26 protein-coding genes are annotated in these 22,835 nt (G+C 74.0%); 8 read left to right on the plus strand and 18 right to left on the minus strand.

The features are described from left to right. Positions 1-95 precede the first annotated feature (95 nt). From mshC to FHX45_RS28300, 5 genes are all read right to left on the minus strand, one after another. Positions 96-1,334, minus strand: a complete 1,239-nt coding sequence (mshC, locus tag FHX45_RS02345) for a cysteine--1-D-myo-inosityl 2-amino-2-deoxy-alpha-D-glucopyranoside ligase (protein ID WP_167096380.1) — start codon at positions 1,332-1,334, stop codon at positions 96-98. Between the two features lie 66 nt (positions 1,335-1,400). Further along, positions 1,401-2,060 (minus strand): pentapeptide repeat-containing protein, encoded by a 660-nt coding sequence (locus tag FHX45_RS02350; protein ID WP_167096381.1) that lies wholly within the window; start codon positions 2,058-2,060, stop codon positions 1,401-1,403. Positions 2,061-2,121: 61 nt separating this feature from the next. After that, positions 2,122-2,835 (minus strand): GH25 family lysozyme, encoded by a 714-nt coding sequence (locus FHX45_RS02355; protein WP_341771313.1) that lies wholly within the window; start codon positions 2,833-2,835, stop codon positions 2,122-2,124. A gap of 103 nt (positions 2,836-2,938) precedes the next feature. Next, positions 2,939-3,361, minus strand: a complete 423-nt coding sequence (locus tag FHX45_RS02360; RefSeq protein WP_167096382.1) for a hypothetical protein — start codon at positions 3,359-3,361, stop codon at positions 2,939-2,941. Continuing rightward, positions 3,354-3,944: a helix-turn-helix transcriptional regulator gene (locus tag FHX45_RS28300; protein ID WP_167096383.1), complete on the minus strand. Its 591-nt coding sequence runs from the start codon at positions 3,942-3,944 to the stop codon at positions 3,354-3,356. Before FHX45_RS28300 ends, FHX45_RS02360 begins: the two co-directional genes overlap by 8 nt. Before the next feature lie 74 nt (positions 3,945-4,018). Between FHX45_RS28300 and FHX45_RS02370 the strand changes: the two genes are divergently transcribed. Then, positions 4,019-4,381 (plus strand): cupin domain-containing protein, encoded by a 363-nt coding sequence (locus tag FHX45_RS02370; protein WP_167096384.1) that lies wholly within the window; start codon positions 4,019-4,021, stop codon positions 4,379-4,381. Between the two features lie 4 nt (positions 4,382-4,385). Here the strand turns inward: FHX45_RS02370 and FHX45_RS02375 are convergent, their stop codons facing one another. Both FHX45_RS02375 and FHX45_RS02380 read right to left on the minus strand, forming a co-directional pair. Further along, complete coding sequence (locus tag FHX45_RS02375) at positions 4,386-6,344, minus strand: VWA domain-containing protein (protein ID WP_167096385.1); 1,959 nt, start codon at positions 6,342-6,344, stop codon at positions 4,386-4,388. Beyond that, positions 6,341-7,738, minus strand: coding sequence for an ATP-binding protein (locus FHX45_RS02380; protein ID WP_167096386.1), 1,398 nt, complete (start codon positions 7,736-7,738; stop codon positions 6,341-6,343). Before FHX45_RS02380 ends, FHX45_RS02375 begins: the two co-directional genes overlap by 4 nt. 79 nt (positions 7,739-7,817) lie before the next feature. Here FHX45_RS02380 and FHX45_RS02385 point away from each other — a divergent pair, with 79 nt between their 5' ends. After that, positions 7,818-8,615, plus strand: coding sequence for a hypothetical protein (locus FHX45_RS02385; protein ID WP_167096387.1), 798 nt, complete (start codon positions 7,818-7,820; stop codon positions 8,613-8,615). Positions 8,616-8,633: 18 nt separating this feature from the next. Here the strand turns inward: FHX45_RS02385 and FHX45_RS02390 are convergent, their stop codons facing one another. From FHX45_RS02390 to fabG, 3 genes are read right to left on the minus strand one after another with little or no spacing between them, the layout of a single operon-like run. Continuing rightward, positions 8,634-9,671 carry a ferrochelatase gene (locus FHX45_RS02390; RefSeq protein WP_167096388.1) on the minus strand — a complete coding sequence of 346 codons (1,038 nt, stop codon included), beginning with the start codon at positions 9,669-9,671 and terminating at the stop codon, positions 8,634-8,636. Positions 9,672-9,717: 46 nt separating this feature from the next. Next, positions 9,718-10,485, minus strand: a complete 768-nt coding sequence (gene fabI, locus FHX45_RS02395; RefSeq protein ID WP_167096389.1) for an enoyl-ACP reductase FabI — start codon at positions 10,483-10,485, stop codon at positions 9,718-9,720. A gap of 32 nt (positions 10,486-10,517) precedes the next feature. After that, positions 10,518-11,222: a 3-oxoacyl-ACP reductase FabG gene (fabG, locus tag FHX45_RS02400; protein WP_167096390.1), complete on the minus strand. Its 705-nt coding sequence runs from the start codon at positions 11,220-11,222 to the stop codon at positions 10,518-10,520. A 217-nt stretch (positions 11,223-11,439) separates the two neighbouring features. On the opposite strand from fabG, the gene FHX45_RS02405 reads away from it, so the two are divergent. From FHX45_RS02405 to FHX45_RS02430, 6 genes are all read left to right on the plus strand, one after another. Next, positions 11,440-12,750, plus strand: a complete 1,311-nt coding sequence (locus FHX45_RS02405; protein ID WP_167096391.1) for an MFS transporter — start codon at positions 11,440-11,442, stop codon at positions 12,748-12,750. Positions 12,751-12,760: 10 nt separating this feature from the next. After that, positions 12,761-13,417, plus strand: a complete 657-nt coding sequence (locus tag FHX45_RS02410; protein WP_167096392.1) for a winged helix-turn-helix domain-containing protein — start codon at positions 12,761-12,763, stop codon at positions 13,415-13,417. After that, a complete protein-coding gene (locus FHX45_RS02415; protein WP_167096393.1) occupies positions 13,418-14,800 on the plus strand; it encodes an ATP-binding protein in 1,383 nt (460 codons plus the stop codon). Beyond that, the gene (locus FHX45_RS02420) at positions 14,797-15,786 is read left to right on the plus strand and encodes a TAXI family TRAP transporter solute-binding subunit (RefSeq protein ID WP_167096394.1); all 990 of its coding nucleotides are present in this window, start codon (positions 14,797-14,799) and stop codon (positions 15,784-15,786) included. Before FHX45_RS02415 ends, FHX45_RS02420 begins: the two co-directional genes overlap by 4 nt. Before the next feature lie 17 nt (positions 15,787-15,803). Further along, positions 15,804-16,220, plus strand: a complete 417-nt coding sequence (locus FHX45_RS02425; RefSeq protein ID WP_167096395.1) for a YbgC/FadM family acyl-CoA thioesterase — start codon at positions 15,804-15,806, stop codon at positions 16,218-16,220. Positions 16,221-16,378: 158 nt separating this feature from the next. Further along, entirely contained in the window at positions 16,379-16,843 is a 465-nt protein-coding gene (locus FHX45_RS02430; RefSeq protein WP_167096396.1) for a tRNA (cytidine(34)-2'-O)-methyltransferase, read from the plus strand. Here FHX45_RS02430 and FHX45_RS02435 read toward each other — a convergent pair. From FHX45_RS02435 to FHX45_RS02470, 8 genes are all read right to left on the minus strand, one after another. Continuing rightward, on the minus strand, positions 16,840-17,241 hold the full coding sequence (locus FHX45_RS02435; RefSeq protein ID WP_167096397.1) for a DUF2267 domain-containing protein: 402 nt from the start codon (positions 17,239-17,241) through the stop codon (positions 16,840-16,842). The genes FHX45_RS02430 and FHX45_RS02435 overlap by 4 nt on opposite strands. 62 nt (positions 17,242-17,303) lie before the next feature. After that, on the minus strand, positions 17,304-18,284 hold the full coding sequence (locus FHX45_RS02440; protein WP_167096398.1) for a VWA domain-containing protein: 981 nt from the start codon (positions 18,282-18,284) through the stop codon (positions 17,304-17,306). Then, positions 18,281-19,231 carry a DUF58 domain-containing protein gene (locus FHX45_RS02445; protein WP_167096399.1) on the minus strand — a complete coding sequence of 317 codons (951 nt, stop codon included), beginning with the start codon at positions 19,229-19,231 and terminating at the stop codon, positions 18,281-18,283. The genes FHX45_RS02440 and FHX45_RS02445 overlap by 4 nt, the downstream gene beginning before the upstream one ends. Then, positions 19,231-20,292 (minus strand): AAA family ATPase, encoded by a 1,062-nt coding sequence (locus tag FHX45_RS02450; protein WP_167096400.1) that lies wholly within the window; start codon positions 20,290-20,292, stop codon positions 19,231-19,233. Before FHX45_RS02450 ends, FHX45_RS02445 begins: the two co-directional genes overlap by 1 nt. Before the next feature lie 128 nt (positions 20,293-20,420). Next, positions 20,421-20,915 (minus strand): molybdenum cofactor guanylyltransferase, encoded by a 495-nt coding sequence (gene mobA, locus FHX45_RS02455; RefSeq protein ID WP_167108255.1) that lies wholly within the window; start codon positions 20,913-20,915, stop codon positions 20,421-20,423. Positions 20,916-20,972: 57 nt separating this feature from the next. Continuing rightward, complete coding sequence (locus tag FHX45_RS02460; protein WP_167096401.1) at positions 20,973-21,926, minus strand: LLM class flavin-dependent oxidoreductase; 954 nt, start codon at positions 21,924-21,926, stop codon at positions 20,973-20,975. Next, on the minus strand, positions 21,923-22,078 hold the full coding sequence (locus FHX45_RS02465) for a hypothetical protein (protein ID WP_167096402.1): 156 nt from the start codon (positions 22,076-22,078) through the stop codon (positions 21,923-21,925). Before FHX45_RS02465 ends, FHX45_RS02460 begins: the two co-directional genes overlap by 4 nt. Before the next feature lie 76 nt (positions 22,079-22,154). Next, positions 22,155-22,832 (minus strand): alpha/beta fold hydrolase, encoded by a 678-nt coding sequence (locus tag FHX45_RS02470; protein ID WP_167096403.1) that lies wholly within the window; start codon positions 22,830-22,832, stop codon positions 22,155-22,157. Between the last annotated feature and the right edge of the window lie 3 nt (positions 22,833-22,835).

A 22,835-nucleotide genomic window follows, 5' to 3' on the forward strand; every position in this document is an offset into this window, starting at 1 on the left:
GTGCGCTCAGCGGCGGAAAGAGGCCGGCGCGGCCCTGAGGCTCGCTCAGGGCGAGGCCTGCCCAGGGCCGCGCCGTATAGGTCGTTATACGCCGGTCAGAGCTCGACGCCGAGCAGCGCGTCGACGGCGACCCGGATGAGCCCGGGCGCACCGGTGTCGCGCCCGCCCTGGCGGATCGCCTCGTCCGCCCACGCGTCGATCGCCCGCAGGGCGTTGACCGTGTCCAGGTCGTCGGCCAGGTGGTCGCGCAGGCGGGCAATGGTGTCGTCGGCCTCCGGCCCGGACGGCAGCGCCACCGCCTCGCGCCAGCGCGCGAGCCGCTCCTGCGCGGTGGTGAGCAGGTCGTCGGTCCACGAGCGGTCGCTGCGGTAGTGGCCGGCGAACAGCGCGAGCCGGATCGCGTTCGGATCGACCCCGTCGGCCCGCAACCGCGACACGAACACCAGGTTGCCCCGGGACTTCGACATCTTCTCGCCGTTGAGGCCGATCATGCCGCCGTGCACGTAGTGCCGGGCGAACGGGTGCTCACCCGAGAGCGCCTCGGCGTGCGCGGCGCTGTACTCGTGGTGCGGGAAGATCAGGTCCGAACCGCCGCCCTGCACGTCGAAGCCCATGCCGAGCCGGTTCACCGCGATGGCGCTGCACTCGATGTGCCAGCCGGGCCGGCCGGGACCGAGCTCCGACTCCCAGGACGGCTCGCCGGGGCGGGCGCAGCGCCACAGCAACGCGTCCAGCGGGTCCCGCTTGCCCCGGCGGTCCGGGTCGCCCCCACGCTCGGCGAAGAACCTCGCCATGGTCTGCGTGTCGTAGTGGGACTCGTAGCCGAACCGGCCGGTGGCGGACCGGTCGAAGTAGATGTCCGGGTACTCCGGGTCGTCGGCCCGGTAGGCGGCGCCGTCGGCCAGGAGCTTCGAGATGGCCTCGACGATCTCCGGGATGCTCTCCACCGCGCCGACGAACTGCTTCGGCGGCAGCACCCGCAGCGCCTCCATGTCCTCGCGGAACAACGCGGTCTCGCGCAGGCCGAGGACCACCCAGTCGTCGGAGTCCCGTTCGGCGCGCTCCAGCAGCGGGTCGTCGACGTCGGTCACGTTCTGCACGTAGTGGACCGTGTGGCCGCTGTCCCGCCATACCCGGTTGACCAGGTCGAACGCGAGATAGGTCGCCGCGTGCCCGAGGTGGGTGGCGTCGTACGGGGTGATGCCGCAGACGTACATCCGCGCCGTCTTGCCGGGCGTGGTGGGACGCACCTGCCCGGTGGCCGTGTCGTACAACCGGAGAGCGCGCGGAGTGCCCGGCACGTACGGCAGGGGCACCGAGGACCAAGTCTTCATACCCCAACCCTAGGTGGCGCCTGGGTTCCGCGTCCCGCCCGGTGGGAACGGCGCCGTCCCGGCCGGCTAGTCCTCGACGACCAGGCCGGTCTGGGTCGCCAGGCTGACCGCGATGGCGACGGCCTGCTCGGTGCTGATCTTCGCACCGGTCAGGGTGCGCAGTCCGCGCACCGCCCGGAGGTTCGAGGAGCGCAGGTCGCAGTCCGCGGCACGGCGAACGGCGAACTCGGCGCCCTCCAGGTCGCACTCCACGAACGCGACCGTGGACAGGTCGCCCAGGAACATCGCTTCCCGGAACGAGCAGCCCTGGAAGACCACCGCCTGCTTCACCCGCTCCAGCTCGATCGTGGCGTAGTCGAAGCGGCATCCCTCGGCGAGGAAATCGCTCGCCTGCCGGAACACCAGGTGCACCCCGATGCCCCGGCTCGCCTCGACGTGGACGCGGCGCGCCGTCGTCGCCGGCAGGGTGGCGTTGGACAGCTCGGTGTCGACCAGGTGCACGTTGGACAGTTCCAGGGGCGCGAGCCGGCTCCGCGACAGGTCGACGTTGGACAGGACCGACTCCGCGATCGACCCCTCGCCGGTCACCTCGGCACAGTTACCGCCGGTGATGGCCACCCGCGTCAGGTCGAACTCGCCGCGCAGTCCCGGGGCGCCCGCCGCCAGTTCGTCACGGTCGAGGGACGGAAGCCGGATCTTGCGGCCGGCCACCTCGCGGAACTCCATCCGGCGACGATACCGCCGCCACCCGGACGACCGTCCGCTGTGGACAGGAGGGGGACCGCACTCAGGAGGCGGTGAGCGATCGCAGTTCCGCGAGGGTGCCGAAGAACGTGTCCTGGTTGCCGGGCAGCGGGCCGGTGACCGCGGACTGCCAGAACTTCGCCGTCCAGCCGCCGGGCGCCGCGCCCATCGAGGTGTTGTACCGGGCCAGCCAGAGGACGTGGTCGGCGGCGAAGGCATGGCTGTCGCCGGTGCACGCCTGCCACCAGCTCGTCGTGGTGTAGATGATCGGCGTGTGCCCGGTGCGCCGCGTCAGTTCGGTGCTGAAGTCGCGGATCCAGGCGACCATGTCGGCGGGCGCCATCGCGTAGCACGGCGGCGTGTTCGGGGTGTCCTCCAGGTCCAGCGCGGGCGGCAGGGTCATCCCGTCGGCGAACCACTTGCCGTCGTGCGTGTGCAGGTACGCGGCCTGCTGGGCGCCGCTGCTCTTGTCCGGCCGCGCGTAGTGGTACGCCGAACGGTACAGCCCCGCGGCCTTGGCGCCGCGGAACTGCGCGAGGTAGTTCGGGTTGGCGTACCCGACGCCGGCGGTGTCCTTGACGAACACGAACCCCGCCCCGGCGGCTTTGGCCGCGCCGAAGTCCGGCACACCCTGTGAGGCGCTGATGTCGAACCCGGCGACCGTCCCCGCGGGTTGCGCGGACGCGGCCGCGGGCACGAGCACGCCCGCGAGCGCGGCCAGTACCGCCACCATCCGGAAGATCACTTTCGTTGCCACGACCGGACCGTAAGTCGGCTTTCCGATCATCGCGCGCGGAGCGACCGCATCGGGTGAACCCGTCCGGAAGGGGGCGGTGACCCGGTTCGCAGCTGGAGCGCGGTCAGCCCGCGGCGGCCAGCAACAGCCCCGCCAGCGTGAGCAGGGCCAGCACCTTGACGACCTCCAGCACGATGTAGGCCACGTGCGCGCGGGAACGGGGAACGTCCTCGCCCGCCAGCACCCGCTCGGAGCGCCGGTTCAGCGGCGGCCGCACCACGGCCAGCTGCACGATCAGCACGAGCGCGGTGATCCCGCCGCACAGGTAGACCGGCCAACGCACGTCCGCCACCGCGATCGCCGCCGCCACGAGGACGGCGAGCACCACCTCCGCGCCGTTGAGCGCGCGGAAAACCAGCCGCCCGATGCCCAGTCCGATCGGCACGGTCACCCCGGGGGCGCGGAACTTCAGCGGCGCCTCCAGGAACGAGATCGCGAGCACCATGCCCAGCCACAGACAGGTCAGTCCACCGGCGAAGTCACTCACGCGTTTCCTCCAGCTCCACGACGCAGGCGTCCGGTTCGGCGAACGGCAGCAGCTGCCTCGCCCGCAGCGGGCCACCCTCCAGTGCGCCGCTGAGCATGCCGAGGTGCACCGCGCACACCGCGTCGCGGTGGCGGCCGGCGAGCTCGTGGAACGGGCAGTGCCGCAGCCGCACGCGGTGCGGGTCGCCGCCGGGCTCGGGCGCAAAACCCAGGCCGTCGAGCAGCCGCACCACCTGTGCGGGCGTGCCGGGGCGCTCCGGGAGGCGGCGCCCCCACGCCGCGCCCGCCGCCTCCGGGCCGTCCGGGCCGCCGGTGAGCAGGATCTCCGCCAGCACCTCGTAGCGGCGGTCCCGGCCCCGGGCGGTCACCGGGGGCACGCGGTACTCCGCCGCCGGGCGGCCCGGGCCCCGGGCCGCTCCGGGGACCCGTTCGACCAGTTCGTCGGCGACCAGCTGGTCCAGGTGGAACCGGACGCTGTTGGGGTGCAGCGCGAGCCGCCGGGCCAGCTCCGCGACGCCCACCGGCCCCGCCTCGCGGATCGCGTGCAGCACCTGCGCACGCCGTCCGGACACCTGGTGCGTCATCTGGGGCCTCCCGTGCGGGTTATGCTGACCCCGAATTTATCCAACTATTTCTCGTACTAACAAGGCGGGTCCCGTTGCGCGAACACACCCCGAGCGAAGCCGTCCCCGCGAACCTGCGGGAGATCGCCGCCACCGGCGCGGCCGGCATCCTGTGGCGGCTGCGCGAGGAGGGCCGCCAGCTCGACGCGAACCTCGTGCGCCTGGCCGCCGGCGAGCGGATCGACCAGCACGCCGAGCCGGATCTGGACGTGCTGCTCGTCGTCGTGTCCGGCGCCGGGACCCTGACCACCGGCGACGGCGCGGTGAGCCTCACCCCCGGTGCCCTGGCCTGGCTGGCGCACGGCCAGGCCAGGGCCGTCGAGGCCGGCCCGGAGGGCCTGTCCTACCTGACCGTGCACCGGCGCCGGCCGGGCCTGCGGATCGGCTTCCGCAGCTAGCGGATCAGCGGCGCCGCGTGCGCAGGTAGTCGCTGATCACCGCGGCGCCCAGACCGTCCACATCGGGCGCCACCACCCGCCCGCCGGAGCGCCGCGCGATGAGGTCCACGAACGCCGCCAGCCGCGGCTCGTCACCCAGCCGGAACACCGACACCGACGCGCCCATCTTCGCCAGCCGGTCCACTTCGGACAGAGTCTTGACCAGCGTGCGCGGCTGCGGCGGGTAGTCGAATTCCGCCGTGCCGTCCGGTTCCAGGTGCGCGGTGGGCTCGCCGTCGGTGACCATCAGCACCACCGGCTGTGCGTCCGGGTGCCGCCGCAGGTGCCGCCCGGCCAGCAGCAGCGCGTGATGGGCGTTGGTGCCCTGCTCCCACGCGCCCTCCAGACCGACCAGCTCCGGCAGCTCCACCGAGGCGGCGTACCGGCCGAAGGTGATCAGCTGCAGCGCGTCGTTGCGGAACCGGGTGGAGATCAGCTGGTGCAGCGCCAGGGCGGTGCGCTTCATCGGCAGCCAGCGTCCTTCGGACACCATCGACCACGACGTGTCCACGCACAGCGCGACCGCGGCGCGGGACCGCAGCTCGGTCTCCACCACCTCCACATCGGACACGTCCAGGCGCACCCGGCCACCGCCGGTGGTGGCCGTCCGGAGCACCGCGTTGCGGACCGTGCGCGAGACCTCCCACGGCTCCCGGTCGCCGAACTGCCACCGCCGGCTCGCCCCGGTCGGCTCGCCCGCCGCACCGGCGGACTCGGTCTGCCGCTCGCCGGTCCTGCCGCGCAGCGAGTGCACGATGTCCGACAGCGCCGTCTCCCCCAGCCGCCGCAACGCCTTCGGGGTGAGCCGGAGCGAACCGTCCGGCGCGCGTTCGAACAGGCCCTGCGACCGCAGTTCCCGCTCCAGTTCGGACAGTCGCCGCGCGTCCACGCCCGCGTCCGGCCCGAGCTGGCGTTCCAGTGCCTCCAGGTCGATGTCCTCCAGCCGGGCGCCGGGGTAGGACTGGGCCAGCTGCTCGGCGAGCGCGTCCAGCTCGGCCAGGTCCGCCATCGCCTGGGCACCCTCGCCCAGCCCCAGCGGGTCCTGTCCGCGGAAGCGGGCCGAGGACGTCCAGTCCTCCCCCGGCCGCAGCGCCTGCAGCCGGGCGTCCAGGCCGGCCAGCTGCTGCCCGATGCGCGGGTCACCGAACGCCTGCTGGGCCAGCTCGGCCAGCTCCGCGCGCTGCTCGGCCGACATCGAGTTGAGCATCCGCTGGGCCGCGGCCGCCCGGGCGGCCAGCGCGTCGATCAGCTCGTCCACGTTGCGCGGGTTCTCCGGGAAGAACTCGCCGTGCCGGCGCATGAACTCGGCGAACCGCTCGTCGAGATCGTCCACGTCACGGGCGTGCGCGTCGAGCAGGGCGTTGAGGTCGGCCAGCATCTGGTGGACGCGTTCGACGTCCTCCGGGCTGGTGCTCTGCAGCGCCTCCTTCATGCCTTCGAAGCGGGCGTCGAGCATCTCGCGGCCGAGCAGGTCGCGGATCTGGTCGTACTTCTCGCGGGCGTCGGCCGACCGCCACGGGTATTCGGACAGCTCGCGCACCGCGGCTGCGGTGCCCGGCGGCAAGGCGTCCAGCTGGGCCTCGGCGAAGCGAGCGTCGTCCGAGGGGTCGGGGAACAGCGCCCGCCGCTCGGCGTCGAGCGCCTCGTCGAGCAGGCGCCGCACCTCCTGCAGGGTGCCGTCGAGCCGGTGCCGCCGCTGGATCTCGGCGCGGCGCTGCCACAGGCGCCGCGTCATCTCGTCCAGCCCGCGGGTGTTCGGTGTGCCGCGGCGCAGCAGCTCCTCCAGCGCCGAGCGCGGCGAGGCGCCGTCCATGACTTCGCGGCCGATCTCGTCCAGCGCCTCACGCAGGTCGACCGGGGGCGCCAGGGGGTCCGGCCCCTCGTGCCACGGCCCGTAGGACCAGCTGCCGGGTGCGGTGGTCACGGCCCGTACACCGTGGTCGCGTCGTCGGAGTCCTTGGCCAGCTGCCTGGCCAGGTACAGCGACTCCAGGGCCAGCTCGACGGCCGCCGCGATCCGTCCGGGCTCGTCGGTGGCCGACACCCCGACCCGCGCGGCGACCTCGTGCAGCACCGGCAACTCGGGCAGCGCGGCGAGCACATCGGCGCCCGGCACGCGTTCGCCGGTGGCCACCAGGTGCCCGTCCGCCACCGCCTCGACCAGCGGGCGCAGGTTGAGGCCGCCGAACCGCTCGCGGGCGGTCTCGGCGACCGCGCGGCGCAGCAGGTGCACCAGGTGCTCGGTCTCGCGGCCCTCCTCGCCCGGCTCGAACTCGATCTTGCCGCGCAGCACCGCGGGCACGGCCTCCAGGTCGACCGGGCGGGCAACCGCGGGGTGCTCGCCGGTGAGGGCGGCGCGGCGCAACGCGGCCGCCGCCACGGTCTCCGCCGCGGCCACGGCGAACCGGGCCGACACGCCGGAGCGCTGGTCCACGACGGTGGACTCACGCAGGTTGCGCACGAACCGGGCCAGCACCTCCAGCAACGGTTCGCCGACCTCGGCGACCAGGTCCGCCTCCTGGCGCACCACGTCCACCTCGGCGGCCACGGTCAGCGGGTAGTGCGTGCGGATCTCGGCGCCGAAGCGGTCCTTGAGCGGGGTGATGATCCGGCCGCGGTTCGTGTAGTCCTCGGGGTTCGCGGTGGCCACGAGCAGCACGTCCAGCGGCAACCGCAGCGTGTAACCGCGGATCTGGATGTCGCGCTCCTCCATCACGTTGAGCAGCGCCACCTGGATGCGCTCGGCGAGATCGGGCAGCTCGTTGATGGCCACGATGCCGCGGTGCGCGCGCGGCACGAGTCCGAAATGGATGGTCTCCGGGTCGCCCAGGCTGCGGCCTTCCGCGACCTTCACCGGGTCGACGTCGCCGATCAGGTCACCCACCGAGGTGTCCGGCGTGGCCAGCTTTTCGGTGTAGCGGTCGTCGCGGTGCAGCCAGGCCACGGGCAGGTCGTCGCCGAGCTCGGCGGCGCGGCGCCGGGAGACCGGCGTGATCGGCTCCAGCGGGTGCTCGGCCAGCTCGGAGCCCTCGATCACCGGCGTCCACTCGTCGAGCAGCCCGGCCAGCGTGCGCAGCAACCGGGTCTTGCCCTGCCCGCGCTCGCCGAGCAGCACCACGTCGTGGCCGGCCAGCAGGGCGCGTTCGAACTGGGGCAGCACGGTCCGGTCGAACCCGACGATGCCCGGCCACGGATTCCGGCCCGCGCGCAGGGCGGCGAGCAGGTTGTCGTGGATCTCGGTCTTGATGCCGCGCGGCTGGTACCCGGCGGCGCGCAGCTCCCCCGCGGTACGCGGAAGGTTCTCGGGTGCGGGTGTCACCTCTACGACGCTACGCACCTCCGGCGGTGCCGTCGACGTGGAGCAACTCCAGCGTCCGGGTGCCGTATTCTGGGTCGCCGTGTGCTGTCCCAGTGCGACCCTCACCGTGTGGGCCTCGGCGTGGCTGTCCGGTGCCGCCGCGTCCGACGACGTGCTCGACGCCCTGCTCGCCTGGGGCGAGGCGCACGAGGTGGTCGCGGCCGACGCCGAAACGGCGGTGACCCTCGACCTCCCGCTCACCGGCGACTTCCCCGGCACGGCCGTCCAGCTGCTCGCCGCGCTGCGCGCGCACGGCGCCTCCTCGGCCCGGCTGGTGCTGCCCGCCCCGGGCGACGCGCGGGGACTCGGCGGCGGTGGCCCGTTCACCGAGGCGGCGATGCGGGCGGGTGAGGCGGTGCTGCTGCCGGATCTGGGGTTCGGTCTGGTGCCGGTGCCCATCGCCGAGGGTCTCCTGCGGTGGTCCGTGCACAAGGTCGCGGTGCCGCCGGCGCCGGACTACGTCGGGCTGGCCGAGGCCGAGCACGGCCTGACCGACGCGATCCGCGACTCGGCCGGCGCGCTGCAGGCGCTGGACGTGGCGCGGGAGCGACCCGGGGTGCGGGCCGAGCTGGCCGCGAAGCTGCGCGCGCGGCCCCACCTCGACTGGCCGGCCGGGACGCCGGGCCGGGCGCTGCGGGTGCTGCAACGCGCCGACGAGGTGGGCGCGATCCTGGCCATCGCCGAGATCGACGAGCCGGGCGGCGCGCTGTCCTCCTCGGCCGCGGTGCGCCGTGCCGATGCGCTGCGGCCGCTGAACACCGCCGTCCGCACGGCCCGCCTCGCGGCGATCGGCGAGGCGGTGCGGCAACTCACCGGTCAGGCCGACCGGCAGCCCTGACCGGTCGTGTCTCCGGGTTCAGGTGCGGTCCGGGCGGCGCACCGGCTCGCAGCACCCCATCGCGCACGGCGCGCCGTTCACCGTGCAGCCGGCGAGCGGGAAGTCCGACAGCTTCCGCACCGGCGCGCCGGTCAGGTGCTCGCGCACCAGCTCCACCACCAGCTCCGCGAATCGCGGGTCACCGTTGGGCGTGGCGGCGCGGGCGAATCCCATGCCGTGCTCCGCGGCGCGCTGGGCGGCCTCGTTGTCCAGGTCCCAGACCACTTCGAGGTGGTCGGACACGAACCCGACCGGGCACACCACGACCCCGGTGACGCCCCGGGAATGCAGGGTGTCGAGGTGGTCGACGATGTCCGGCTCCAGCCACGGCACCTGCGGTGGCCCGGACCGGGACTGCCACACCACGTCGTACTCGGCCACCCCGGCCTGCGCGGCCACCAGGCGCGCGGCCTCGTGGATCTGCCGCGAGTAGCGCCGGCCGCCCTCCGACGGCGGCCCGGCGGCCCGGTCCGCGCTGTCGGGCACCGAGTGCGCGGTGAACACGACCCGGGCGCCGGGCACCCGCGCCAGCCCGGCCCGCACGGCGTCGGCGAAGGCGCCGACGAACAGCGGGTGGTCGAAGAACTGCCGCAGCTTCACCAGCTCCGGCGCGCCCTCGCCGACGGCGGCGCGGGCTCGTTCGATGTCCTCGTCGTACTGCCGGCACGCCGAGTAGCCGCCGTAGGCGCTGGTGGGGAACACCAGCGCGCGGCGCACCCCGTCGGCCCGCATCCGCGCGAGGGTGTCCTCGACCATCGGTGCCCAGTTGCGGTTGCCGAAGTACACCGGCAGGTCGACGCCCTGCGCCGCGAGTTCCTTCTCCACCGCGGCGATCGCCTCGCGGTTGAGCCGGTTGATCGGCGACACGCCACCGAAGTGCTGGTAGTGCTCGGCGACCTCGAGGAGCCGTTCCCGCGGCACCCCCCGCCCCCGGGTCACGTTCTCCAGGAACGGCATGACGTCGTCCGGTCCTTCCGGACCGCCGAAGGACAGCCACAGCAGCGCGTCATAACCCACGGCAGGAGATTCTGCCGCTGTGGCCGCCCCCACGCCCCCTCAGGGGTCACTGTCCCAGCGCGTGCACCCCGCCGTCGACCATGATCATCGAACCGGTGGTGGCGGGCAGCCAGTCCGACAGGACGGCGCAGATCGTCTTCGCCACCGGTGTCGGGTCCTCGGCGTCCCAGCCCAGCGGGGCGCGGTCGCCCCAGCCGCTCTCCAGCTCGCCGAAGCCCGGGATGGACTTCGCGGCCATGGTCTTGACCGGGCCGGCCGCGACCAGGTTCACCCGGATGCCCCGCGGCCCCAGGTCGCGCGCCAGGTAGCGGTTGACCGACTCCAGCGCCGCCTTCGCCACGCCCATCCAGTTGTAGGCCGGCCACGCCACCCGCGCGTCGAAGTCCATGCCCACCACCGAGGAGCCGCGCGACAGCAGCGGCAGCAGCGCCCTGGTCAGCGACATGAACGAATACGCCGAGACCTCGACGGCAACCGAGACGTCCTGCCTCGGGGCGTCCAGGAACGGCGCGCCCAGGCACGACTGCGGCGCGAAGCCGATCGAGTGCAGCACCCCGTCCAGCCCGTCGGTGTGCTCGCGCACGCGCTCGGCCAGCGTGTCCAGGTGCTCGGTGTTCTGCACGTCCAGCTCGATCACCGGCGCCTCCTGCGGCAGGCGCTTGGCGATGCGCTCCACCAGCGAGAGCCGGCCGAAACCGGTGAGCACGACCTGCGCGCCCTGCTCCTGCGCGGCTTTCGCCGCGTGGAACGCGATCGAGCCGTCGGTGATCACGCCGGTGATCAGCAGCCGCTTGCCTTCGAGAAGTCCGGCCACGCCAGTCCTTTCGTGTGTGTTCGCAGAAGGTGTCAGTGCCCCATGCCGAGGCCGCCGTCGACCGGCAGCACGGCACCGTTGATGTAGCCCGCTTCGTCGGAGGCCAGGAACCGCACCGCGGCGGCGATGTCCGCGGTTTCGCCGTAGCGCCCGGCGGGGATCTGGGCCAGCGCCGCGCTGCGCTGGTCCTCGGTGAGCGCGCTCGTCATGTCGGTGACGACGAACCCGGGCGCGACGACGTTCGCGGTGATGTTGCGCGAGCCCAGCTCGCGGGTCAGCGACCGCGCCATGCCGACCAGGCCGGCCTTGCTCGCCGCGTAGTTCACCTGCCCGGCGCCACCGGACAGGCCGACCACCGAGGAGATGAAGATGAACCGGCCCCACTTGCCGCGCAGCATGCCGCGGGAGGCCCGCTTGGCGACCCGGTAGGCACCGGTCAGGTTGGCGTCGACGACCCGGGTGAACTGGTCCTCGCTCATGCGCATGAGCAGCGTGTCGTCGGTGATGCCGGCGTTGGACACGACGACCTCGACCGGCCCCTGGTGCTCCTCGACCTGCTTGAAGGCCGCGTCGAGCTGCTCGCCGTCGGTGACGTCGGCCTGCACGCCGAACAGGCCCTCCGGCGCACCGGACCCCCGGTGCGTCACCGCCACCTGGTGCCCGTGCTCGGCGAGGTCCCGGGCGATGGCCAGGCCGATGCCCCGGTTGCCGCCGGTGACCAGTACGGACCGTCCCACGTACCACTCCTCGTTCGATTTCCCGCAGTTGCCCGGAGAGGTTATCCGGCGGCGGCGTGGCCGGGCAGCACCCCCGCCCGGCTACGCCGGAGTAACCCGGTGAGCCCGGTCACGAGCGCCGCGGCTTAAGGGACTGTTAGGTGTGCGGGCACGCCCTTGTCGCCGACCGCTCCCGGCACCGAACGTGGTCGGCGGTCATGAGACAAGGGAGTTTTCGATGACGACACGGATCTCCACCGGCGGGGACGAGCGCGCCGGGCGCCGCGTGGTGAGCAACATCCTCCGCGGCTCGGTGGGCAACCTGATCGAGTGGTACGACTGGTACGCCTACACGGCGTTCAGCGTGTACTTCGCCGGCACGTTCTTCCCGAAGGGCGACTCGACCGCGCAGCTGCTCAACACCGCGGGCGTGTTCGCGGTGGGCTTCCTCATGCGGCCGCTCGGCGGGTGGCTGCTCGGGCGCTACGCCGACCGCTTCGGGCGGCGCGCCGCACTGACCCTCTCGGTGAGCATGATGGCGGCCGGTTCGCTGCTCATCGCGCTCACCCCGGGTTACACCACGATCGGTCTCGCCGCGCCGTTGCTGCTGGTGCTGGCCCGGCTGCTGCAGGGCATCTCCGTGGGCGGCGAGTACTCGACCTCGGCGACGTACATGTCGGAGGTCGCCACCCGCGGCCGGCGCGGCTACTACTCCAGCTACCAGTACGTCACGCTGATCGCCGGCCAGCTGGTCGCGCTCGCGGTGCAGATCCTGCTGCAGCAGGTGCTCACCACCGGGCAGCTGCACAGCTGGGGCTGGCGCGTCGCGTTCGGGATCGGCGCGATCGGCGCGCTGATCGTGTTCTGGCTGCGCCGCGGCATGGACGAGTCGGCCGACTTCGAGGAGTCGAAGGCCGAGCGCGGTCCCGCCGGGCACGGCACGCTCAAGGCGCTGGCGAAGCACCCGCGGGAAGTCGCACTGGTGGTCGGCCTCACCATGGGCGGCACGCTGTTCTTCTACACCTACACGACGTACCTGCAGAAGTTCATGGTCAACACCAGCGGTATCAGCAAGCCGACCGCGGCGTGGATCAACTTCCTCGCGCTGGTGGTGTTCGTGGTGCTGCAGCCGCTCTACGGGGCGGTGTCGGACCGGGTGGGGCGCCGCCCGCTGCTGATCGGGTTCGGCGTGCTGGGCACGCTGGTGACGGTGCCGTCGCTGACGCTGCTCGCGCACACCCGCAACCCGGTGTTCGCGTTCGTGCTGATGACCGTGCCGCTGGCGATCAGCGCGATGTACACCTCGATCAGCGCGGTGGTGAAGGCGGAGCTGTTCCCGACCAACATCCGCGCGCTCGGGGTCGGGCTGCCGTACTCGGTGGCGGTCGCGGTGTTCGGCGGCACCGCCGAGTACATCGCCCTGTGGTGCAAGCAGGCCGGGCACGAATCGCTGTTCTTCTGGTACGTCACGGTGGTCGTGTTCCTGTCGCTGATCATCTACGTGCGGATGCGCGACACCGGCAAGAACTCGGCGATCGACGCCTCCTAGGGTGAGGGCCGTGCGCGTGCTGCTGGTGGAGGACGACGACGGGGTGGCCGGCGCCCTCACCGACTCCCTCGGCGCGCACGGCCACCGGCTCACGCGGGTGCGGCGCGGTGCGGACGCCCTGCTCGCCCACCGCGACGCCGACCTGGCGCTGCTCGACCTGGGCCTGCCCGATCTGGACGGCCTCGAAGTGCTCCGCAAGCTGCGGGCGGTGAGCGCGCTGCCGGTCATCGTGCTCACCGCACGGGGCGACGAACGCTCCGTGGTGCGCGGCCTGCGGCTCGGCGCGGACGACTACCTGGTCAAACCGGTGCGGCTGAGCGAGCTGCTCGCCCGGATCGAGGCCGTCACCCGGCGGGCGGCCGCCGCCCGGCCGCAACCGCGCGTGGTGGCCGTCGGCGACATCGAGGTGGACCTGGACGCGCGGCGGGTCCAGGTGGGCGGCGCGGAGATCGACCTGACCGCGAAGGAGTTCGCCGTGCTGGCGGCGCTGGCGCGCCGCGCGGGCACGGCGGTGAGCCGGCAGCAGCTGATGGACGAGGTGTGGGGCGACGCCTTCGTGGCGGTGTCCCGGTCGCTGGACGTGCACCTCACCCAGCTGCGGGCGAAGCTGCGGCGGCCGGAGCTGCTCACCACGATCCGCGGCTTCGGCTACCGGCTGGGCGGGTAGGTGCGCACCCGGGTCCTGGCCGTGCTGCTGGCGTTCGTCGTGCTCGCGACCGCGGGGTTCGCGTTGCCGCTGCTGAGTGTGACCGCCACCGAGCGCACCCAGCAGCTGCTGCTCGCGCGCACCGCGGACCTGGACCGGTTCGCCGTGCTCGCCGACGCGGGTGACCGCGCCACACTCCGGGCGGAGGTGACCCGCTACACGGAGCTGTACGGGGAGGGGATCGTCGTCGTCACGGCGCAGCGCGTACCGCTGGCCGAGACGGGCGGGCTGAGCGCGGCGGACCCTGCGGTGGCCCGGCTGATCGACGCGGCGCTGCGCAACCAGCCGGCCCAGCCGGCGGGGACGGTGCGGCCGTGGTCGCGCACGCCGGTGCTGCTGGCGCGCCCCGCCGGAACCGGGACGAAGGTGTCCGGGGCGGTGGTGCTGCGCGCGTCGGTGGCCGCTGCCGCCGACGACGTGCGGCGCAGCTGGTTCGCCGTGCTGGCCGGTGCGGTGCTGGTGACCCTGGCCGGGGCGGGACTCGCGCTGGGCGCGGCGCGCTGGGTGCTGGGCCCGCTGCGGCGCCTGGACCGCGCCGTCGGGACCCTGACCGCCGGGCTGCGGCCGGTGCACGCCGACCTGGCCGGACCACCCGAACTGCGGCAGCTCGCGGCGGGGTTCAACCGGATGTCGGACACCGTGACGGCGGCGCTGGACCAGCAGCGGCGGCTGGTCGCGGACACCTCGCACCAGATGCGCAACCCGATGACGGCGCTGCGGTTGCGGGTGGACGCGCTGGAACCGTCGCTGCCCGAGTCGGCTTCGGCCACCTACGCGGGGGCGGTCGGGGAACTGGACCGGCTGGAGGCCCTGCTGGACGACCTGCTGACCCTCGCGGCCGCCGAGCACCGGGCGGGTGAGCTGGCCGTGTCCGGGGAGGCCGCCTGCTGTGACGCGGCCGCGGTGGCGCGGGCGCAGACGCACCTGTGGCAGCCGCTCGCGGAGCGGGCCGGGGTGACCTTGCGCTTCGGCCCGGCGCCGGCCGGGCCGGTGCGGGCGGCCGCGACGGAGGCGGAGCTCGCGCAGGTGCTGGACGTGCTGGTGGACAACGCCCTGAAGTACGCGCCGGGCGCGGAGGTCACGGTCTCCTGCGTCCTCGAGGGACCGTGGGCGGTGGTGTCGGTGCGCGACTCCGGGCCCGGGCTGGCCCCGGACGAGCTGGCGCGGGCGCAGTCCCGGTTCTGGCGCGCCGACCGGCACCGTGGCCTGCCCGGGACCGGCCTCGGGCTGGCCATCGCCGAACGGCTGGCCGCCGGCCGCGGCGGGCGCGTCGAACTGCGGGCCGCGCACCCGCGCGGGCTCGTGGTGCGTGTCCTGCTGCCCACTGCACGGGAGGCGCGATGACCGCCACCCCGCACCGGCTGTTCCCCGGCGCGGACCGTCCCGGCGCCAGCCGCCGGAGTGTGCTGCGGGCCGGGGTGGCGCTCGCCGTCACCGGCGGTGTCCTCACCGCCGCGCAACCGCCCCGCAGCGAGGGACCGGCCGGGCCGCTGCGCATCGCGACCGGGGAGGAGTCCGGGTTCTACCGCGCGTTCGGCCAGCTGCTCGCCGCCGAGCTGCGGGCCGCCTACCCGCGCCTGGACGCCGTCGCCCTGGTCACCGAGGCCAGCGTCGCCAACCTGGAGATGATCGAGGCCGGCACCGCCGATCTCGCCCTGGTCCTCGCCGACATCGCCGGCACCGCGCTGGGCGGCACCGCCCCGTTCGGCCACCGCATCGAGCTGCGCGCGCTGGGCCGGGTCTACGAGAACTACCTGCAGCTCGCCGTGCGCGCCGACTCCCCCGTCACCACCGTCGCGGACCTGGCCGGGCGCACCGTCTCGCTCGGCGCGGCCCGCTCCGGCGGGGCGGTGCTCGGTGACCGGGTCCTGGCCGCCGCCGGGGTGACCGCGACGATCCGCCACCTGTCCATGGCCGCGGCCCGCGACGCGCTGAAGGCGGGGGCGATCGACGCCATGCTCGTCTCCGGCGGCGTGCCGCTGCCCGTGCTGTCCACACTGGACAGTGAGGTGGGCATCCGGCTGGTGCCACTCGCGCCCTACCTGCCCGCCCTGCACGGCTTCGGCTACGAGGCCGTCCGGGTGCCCGCCGGCGCCTACCGCTCCCCCGAGGTCGACACGATCGGCGTGGCGAGCCTGCTCGTCTGCCGCCCGGACCTGCCCGCCCCGACCGCCGCGGCCGTCACCCGCGTGCTCGTGCAGCAGGCGAGCCGGCTGGTTCCGGCGCAGACGGTGGCGATCCAGTTTCTCGATGTCCGGTCGCTCATCGGAACCGGTAGCGTGCCCCTGCACCCCGGAGCCGTGGCGACCTACCGCGCGCTGCACGGCTGAACGAGGAAGGAACACCCGTGACCCAGTCCCGTCCGCCGGTCGTGGCGATGCCGCTGCGCGTCCGCTTCCACGAGTGCGACCCGCAGGGGATCGTGTTCAACGCCCACTACCTGGCCTACTTCGACATGGCGTCGTTCGAGTTCTTCAAGGCGGTCTTCGGCTCCTACGACGCCCTGCGCGAGTACGGCGTGGACGTCGTGGTGGCCGAGTCGAACCTGCGCTACCACGCGCCGAGCCGCTTCGACGACGAGCTGGTCGTCGAGGTCGTGATCGACCACCTCGGCACCACCTCGATGATCCTCGGGTTCACCGTGCGCCGCGGCGACGACCTGATCGCCACCGGCACCAACCGGTACGTGTTCGTGGACGCCACGGCGCTCACCAAGGCCGCGCCACCGGAGGACGTGCGCGCGAAGCTCGCGGCGCACACGTGACCGATCTCGTGCGCGAGACCTGCGGGACCTGCGGGGTTCGGGGTGGACGCGTCGGGCATCGCCGTCGCGGTGACACGGTTCGGGCCCGCGCCCGCCCTGTGATGGGATGGGCCCACCAGCACGGGCGAACCACGGGTGACAGGACACGATCAATTCCGATGTTTCGGATTCTCTTCTACCAGCCGGAGATCCCGCCCAACACGGGCAACGCCATCCGGCTCGCCGCCAACACCGGCTGCCAGCTGCACCTCGTCGAACCGCTGGGGTTCGCGTTCGAGGACAAGCACCTGCGCCGGGCCGGACTGGACTACCACGACCTGGCCGACGTGCACGTGCACCCGGACCTGGACAGCGCGTGGCGGGCGCTGCTGCCGGCGAAGGTCTACGCGTTCAGCGCGGGCGCCACCCGGTGGTACACCGACGTGGCCTACCAGCCGGGTGACGTGCTGCTGTTCGGACCGGAATCCACCGGCCTGCCGCCCGCCGTGCAGGACGCGCCACAGATCACCGACCGCGTCCGCGTGCCGATGCGGCCGGGGGTGCGTTCGCTCAACCTCGCGAACACCGCGGCCATCGCCGTCTTCGAGGCGTGGCGCCAGCACGGGTTCACCGGCGGCCGCTAACGGTGCTGGTCCACCGGGGCGGTGGAGAGCAGGTCCTGCCGGTAGTCGGCGGGCAGCTGCCGTTCGAGGTGGTCGAACTCGCCCTGGCTCACGCCGGCCTTGAGCGCGGCGATCACCGCCCGGGCGTGCTCGCGGGCGCCGTCCTGCGTGCAGCCGTGACCTTCGGCGTCCATGACGCGCCGGTAGAACTCCTCCACGCCGAACGAGGCGCCTTCGCCGGTCTCCGGCAGCGCTTCCCTGATCCCGGCGGGCAGCTGCCCGGCCAGGTCACCGGGCTCACCGCCGGCGAGCCGCTGCCCCAGCACGGTCAGCGTGGCCCGGGTGGCCGCCTCGGCGTGCCCGGCGTCGGCCAGCCCCGCGGTGCGGCGCACCGCCGCGATGATCTCGTGTTCCTTCATCACGCCTCCCTGTTCGGATCTCCCGGCAGGCGCATACCCGGCGAGGCCGGGCACCACACCCGTCAGGGCAGCCGTTGACCCACGAACAGCGCCGTGCCGGCCGCGGTGACGAGGGCGAGCGTGCCGAGCAGCACCCACGGCCGGCTCGCGTCGGCCTCCTTCATCTCGTAGCCGATCTGCTCGCCGAGGTCGGCGTAGACCTGCTTGAGCTGCTCGGCCGAGCCGGCCTGGTAGAACTGCCCGTCGGACAGCCGCGCGACCTCCTGCAGCGAGCCGTCGTCGACGTCCACCGGCACCTCGCGGCCGTCGATCTCGACCGTGCCGTGGCTGGTGCCGAACGAGATCGTGGCGATCGGCACCTGCTCCTTGCGCGCCTCCTGCGCGGCGGTGAACGCCCCGCGCGGTGCGTACAGGTCGTCCGGCACGGTCTGCTTGCCGTCGCTCATCAGCACGATCCGCGCCGGCGGCGGCCCGTCCGCCCCGCCGACCACCGCGGAGAACCCCTGGATCGACTGCAACGCCGCGTAGATTCCCTCGCCGGTCGCGGTCGACTGGGCCAGCTTGAGGTTGTCGATCGCGGTGACCACGCTCTGCCGCTGCGTGGTCGGCGCGACCAGCACGGTCGCGGTGCCGGCGAAGGACACCAGCCCCAGGTTGATGCCCGGTGTGAGGCCCTGGGCGAACTGGGTCGCCGCGTCCTGCGCCGCCTTGATCCGGGACGGCTTGACGTCGGTGGCCTCCATCGACAGCGACACGTCCACCACCAGCATCACGGTGGCCCGGTTGCGCGGCACCTTCTGCTCGGCGGTCGGGCCGGCCAGCCCCACGGTCAGCAGCAGCAGCGACAGCACGATCAACGCGGCCGGCACGTGCCGCGGCCACCCCTGGGAGCGGGGCGCGATCCGGTCCAGCAGCTCCAGGTTGGCGAACCGCAGGGTGCGGCGCCGCCGGGCGCGCTGCGCCAGCACGTAGCCCACCGCCACCGCGGCGACCACGAACAGCAGCAGGAACCACCAGGGGGCGGCGAATCCGGAGACGCTCATGCCGCGCCCCCGCTCCACCGCCGCTTGCGGGCCACCACGAAGCGCACCGTGTCGGCGATCCAGTCGGAATCCGTGCGCAGCACCAGGTGCGCGGCTCCTGCCTGCCGCAGCGCCCGCGCCACCTGCTCCCGGTGGGCCTGCGCGGCGGCCGCGAACTCGCGGCGCAGCAACGCCGAGGCCCGCACCTCACGCTGCTTGCCCGTCTCCGGGTCGGCCAGCACGATCGTGCCCACCTCGGGCAGGTCGACGTCACGCGGGTCGAGCACCTCGATGCCGATGAGATCGTGCCGCGCGGACAGCGCCCGCAGCGGCCGCTGCCATTCGGTGCCGCCGAGGAAGTCCGACACCACCACGACCAGCCCGCGGCGGCGCGGCGGGCGGCGCAGCTGCTCGATCATGGCGGCGAGATCACCGCGGGTGCCCTCGGGCGCGCGGGGCGTCTCGGCGATCCGGCGCAGGAGGTTGCGCGCGTGGGCACGGCCGCCGCGGGCCGGGATCCGCTCGGTCCGCTCGCCGTTGGCGAACACCGCGCCCAGCCGGTTGCCCCCGCCGCCGGTCAGGTGCGCGATCGCGGCGACCGCGCACACCACGAGGTCCCGCTTCTCCGACAGGGCGGTGCCGAAGTCCAGGCTCGCCGACAGGTCCGCGGCCACCCAGGTTTCCAGCTCGCGGTCGGCGACCGTCTCCCGGATGTGCGGCTCGGTGGTGCGGGCGGTGACCGCCCAGTCCATCCGGCGCACGTCGTCGCCCGGCTGGTAGGGACGCGCCTCCCCCGGCTCCGACCCGGGGCCGGGCACCAGGCCGAGGTGGTTGCCCTGCAGCAGGCCGTCCAGGCGGCGGCGCACCTCGAGTTCGAGCATGCGCAGGCCGGCGTCCAGCCGTTCCCCGCGGAGCACGGGCGGCGCCCACGCGGGCCGGCCGTCGCCGGTGTTCACAGACCTGGCCACTACCGCCCCGGGGTTCCGCTCGGCACCGGCTGACCCTGCGGGCGGGCGGAGACCTGCGGCAGCGGCACGGTCTGCAGCACGCGGGTGATGATGTGGTCCAGCGGCACCGCGTCGGCGAGCGCGTCGTAGGACAGCACGAGCCGGTGCCGCAGCACGTCCGGCACGACGTCCACCACGTCCTGCGGCAGCACGTAGTCGCGGCCCCGGACCAGCGCGAGCGCGCGGGCGGCGGCGATGATGCCCAGGCTGGCGCGCGGGGAGGCACCGTAGGACACCCAGCCGGCGACGTCGGTGAGGCCGTGCTCGGCCGGGGTGCGGGTGGCCAGCACCAGGCGCACGACGTAGTCGACGAGCGAGTGGTGCACGAACACCGTCGACGCGACGTCCTGCAGCCGCACCAGCTCGGCCGGGCTGAGCACCTCGTGCGGCTCCGGGGGCGTCACGCCCATCCGGTAGATGATCTCGCGCTCCTCCTCCGCGGAGGGGTAGTCGACGATGATCTTGAACAGGAACCGGTCGCGCTGCGCCTCGGGCAGCGGGTAGACGCCCTCGTTTTCGATCGGGTTCTGCGTGGCCAGCACGAGGAACGGGTCCGGCATCGGGAAGGTCTTGCCGCCGATGGACACGTGCCGCTCGGCCATCACCTCCAGCATCGCCGACTGCACCTTGGCCGGGGCGCGGTTGATCTCGTCGGCCAGCACGAAGTTCGCCACCACCGGCCCGAGCTCGACGTCGAACTTCTCGCTGCCCTGCCGGTAGATGCGGGTACCGAGGATGTCGGCGGGCACCAGGTCGGGGGTGAACTGCACGCGCGAGAACGAGCCGCCCACCACGCGGGCGAGGGTCTCCACCGCCAGTGTCTTGGCCACCCCGGGAACGCCTTCCAGCAGCAGGTGGCCCTTCGCGAGCAGGCCCACCAGGAGCCGCTCGACGAGCCGGTCCTGCCCGACAATCACCCGCTTCACCTCGAACACGGTGCGCTCCAGCAGCTGCGCGTCCCGCGCGGGGGTCGCCTGCTGCTGTTGCCCGTTCGCGCCCTCCGGGTAGCGGGGCTCGGTCACGGTTCCCTCCTCGCTCACGTTCACCTCTCGCGCTGCGACCGTACTAGCCGGCCGGGCACGGAGAGTCGCCACGGTAGTCAACGCGCCCACCGGTGTGACGGCTGTGAGCTGCGTCGCGCGGCCGGTCGTCAGGTCAGGCGGTCCAGGTCCGCGGGCGTGTCGACGTCCGCGCTCTCCCCCGGGACCGCCGGCACGTCGACGATCTCCAGCCCGGCGAGCACCCGGCGCAGCGAGGCCCCGTGCGGTTCGGCGGGCAGTGCGGCGCGCAGGCTCGCGCTGCGCCACACCCCGATGAGCCACTGGCGGTGACCGGACTCGGTGAGCACCGCGCCGTCGGCCTGCCCGACGGCTGCCGCGAGCCGGTCCACGGTGGACGCGGTGATCCCGGCCAGGTCACCGGCCAGCACGGCGACCCGCGGCGCTCCCACGTGCCGCAGGCCCGCCGCGAGCGCCGCGACCGGACCGCCGCCGGGCGGTTCCTCGCGCGTCCAGAGCACCCCGGCCGTCCCGGCCCGCCGCGGCCCCACGACGACGACCGGATCGGCACCGGCCACGGCCGCGAGCACGCGGTGCAGCAACGGTGTCCCGCCCACGACCAGCATGGGCTTGTCCACACCGGACATCCGGCGGGCGGCGCCACCCGCGAGCACCACGGCGGCCAGTTCACGCACCCCGCCAGGCTATCCCCGGCTCGCCGGGAGCACCGCGGCCAGGGAGCCGAGCGCGGCCAGCCGGTCCGGCGCGACCGGGATCAGCACCACGGACGTGGCTCCGGCCGCGGCGAGGGCGGTGATCCGCCGCCGCACCGCGGGCGCGGGCCCGGCCAGTGCGAGGGCGTCGACCCACTCCGGCCGCAGTGCGCCGGCCACGGTCCCGGGTGCGCCTGCGGCCAGCGCGCGCAGTTCGGCGGCGAAGGGCAGCGACTCGACGTGCGCCGACAACGCCGGGTCCGCGATCCCGTCCAGCCGCGGCCGGACCAGCGCCCGCGCGGTGTCGGCGTCGTCGTGCACCGCGGCGTGCTCGAAGGCCACCACGCGGGCGTGCGCGGGCAGGAACCGCCGCGCCCCGGCGAGGTACGCCTCCGGGGCCGGTTCGGCGAGGACCACCCCGTCGAGTTCCGCGCCCGCGATCGCCAGCGATTTCGGGCCGCGCACCCCGGCCAGCACCGGCGGCACGATGTCCGGCGGTGACTCCAGGGCGACCCCGTCGAGGCGGACGTAGCGGCCCGCCACCCGCACGCGTTTCCCGCGCAGCAGAGCGGTCAGCGCCTGGGCGTACTCCGTGAACAGGGTCAGCGGGCTGGCCGGCCACGCCCCGGCCTGCCGCATCCAGTCCGGCATCCCGTGCCCGATCCCGGCCACGACCCGGCCGGGGTGGAGGCGGGCCAGTGTCGCGAACTCCATCGCCGTGAACGCGACGGAACGGGCGCCCGCGGGGAGGATCCCGATCCCGACCCGGATCCGCCCGGTCACCGCGAGCACGGTTGCCGCCTGCGCGATCCCGCCGTGGAACCCGAGGTCCTCCACCACCCAGAGCTCGCCGAACCCGAGTTCCTCGGCTCGCCGCGCGAACGGCACGATCTCCGCCGCGGGCAGATCGCGCGGCAGCATCACGCCGATGTCCACGGGCGTCATCCGAGGACGGCCGGCAGCCGGCCGGTCAGCGCGTCGAGCCGATCCTCCCCGATGGGCGGGGTGGCGCCGACCTCCCGGCAGGTCACTTCGTCGCGGGCCGGTCCCTCCCCGGCAACCTGCAGCGCCGACCACGAGCGCGGGAAGTCATCCACGGCGGCACGCTACCGCACCGGCGCCCGATCGGAACCGGGAAGCACGGGGCCGGGATGCGGGCAGGGCGCGGCTGCGTCAGCCGGCCGGCGCCGCACCCGGCCCGCCGGGCGCGCCGTCGAAGAACCCGATCGCGGCCTCCTTGAACGCGCGGCTGGACACGGCGTTGAGGTGGGTGCGCCGCCCCAGGGACACGAACGGCGCGCCGAGCCGGGCGGCGAACTCGGGCGCGTCCGCGGCGACCTCGTCCTGCTCACCGGCGGCGAACAGCACCGGAACGGGTGCCGGGCCGTCCAGCCGGTGGCCGGCGATCCCGTCGATGCACGCCTGGAGGTCGCCGCCGGAGAGGGCCTCGGCGACCCGCCGCATCGACGACGCCTCGACGGGCCGCCCGCCGGCACCGCCGAGGACGAGCCGGCCGATCCGGCCGGGCGCGAGCCGCGCCGCCGTCCACCCCACCAGCGCGCCCATCGAGTAGCCGACCGCATCCACTGTGGACAGGCCCGTCTCGTCGAGCACCGCGAGGACGTCCCGCGCCAGGTTCTCCGGCGAGTACCCGGACGGCGGCCGGTCGCTGTGCCCGTGACCACGCAGGTCGACCAGGACGTGACCGCGGCCGGCCAGGGCGCGCACCCAGCCGGTGCGCACCCAGGTGCTCTCGCTGTCCGAGGCGAAGCCGTGGATCAGCAGCACCGGCCGTGGTCCCGCGGCGGCGTCGTAGGAGATCTTCACACCGTCGTCGGCGGTGGCGAACACGGT

This window comes from Amycolatopsis granulosa (assembly GCF_011758745.1).
GTDB classification, from domain to species: Bacteria; Actinomycetota; Actinomycetes; order Mycobacteriales; family Pseudonocardiaceae; genus Amycolatopsis_E; species Amycolatopsis_E granulosa.

Excerpts from the sequence above, each read along its gene's own strand:
- FHX45_RS02435 (WP_167096397.1), bottom strand. The coding sequence starts at position 17,241 with ATGAAGGAACACGAGATCATCGCGGCGGTGCGCCGCACCGCGGGGCTG.
- FHX45_RS02420 (WP_167096394.1), top strand. The coding sequence starts at position 14,797 with ATGACCGCCACCCCGCACCGGCTGTTCCCCGGCGCGGACCGTCCCGGC.
- mshC (WP_167096380.1), bottom strand. The coding sequence starts at position 1,334 with ATGAAGACTTGGTCCTCGGTGCCCCTGCCGTACGTGCCGGGCACTCCG.
- FHX45_RS02350 (WP_167096381.1), bottom strand. The coding sequence starts at position 2,060 with ATGGAGTTCCGCGAGGTGGCCGGCCGCAAGATCCGGCTTCCGTCCCTC.
- FHX45_RS28300 (WP_167096383.1), bottom strand. The coding sequence starts at position 3,944 with ATGACGCACCAGGTGTCCGGACGGCGTGCGCAGGTGCTGCACGCGATC.
- FHX45_RS02430 (WP_167096396.1), top strand. The coding sequence starts at position 16,379 with ATGTTTCGGATTCTCTTCTACCAGCCGGAGATCCCGCCCAACACGGGC.
- FHX45_RS02405 (WP_167096391.1), top strand. The coding sequence starts at position 11,440 with ATGACGACACGGATCTCCACCGGCGGGGACGAGCGCGCCGGGCGCCGC.
- FHX45_RS02440 (WP_167096398.1), bottom strand. The coding sequence starts at position 18,284 with ATGAGCGTCTCCGGATTCGCCGCCCCCTGGTGGTTCCTGCTGCTGTTC.
- mobA (WP_167108255.1), bottom strand. The coding sequence starts at position 20,915 with ATGTCCGGTGTGGACAAGCCCATGCTGGTCGTGGGCGGGACACCGTTG.
- FHX45_RS02460 (WP_167096401.1), bottom strand. The coding sequence starts at position 21,926 with ATGACGCCCGTGGACATCGGCGTGATGCTGCCGCGCGATCTGCCCGCG.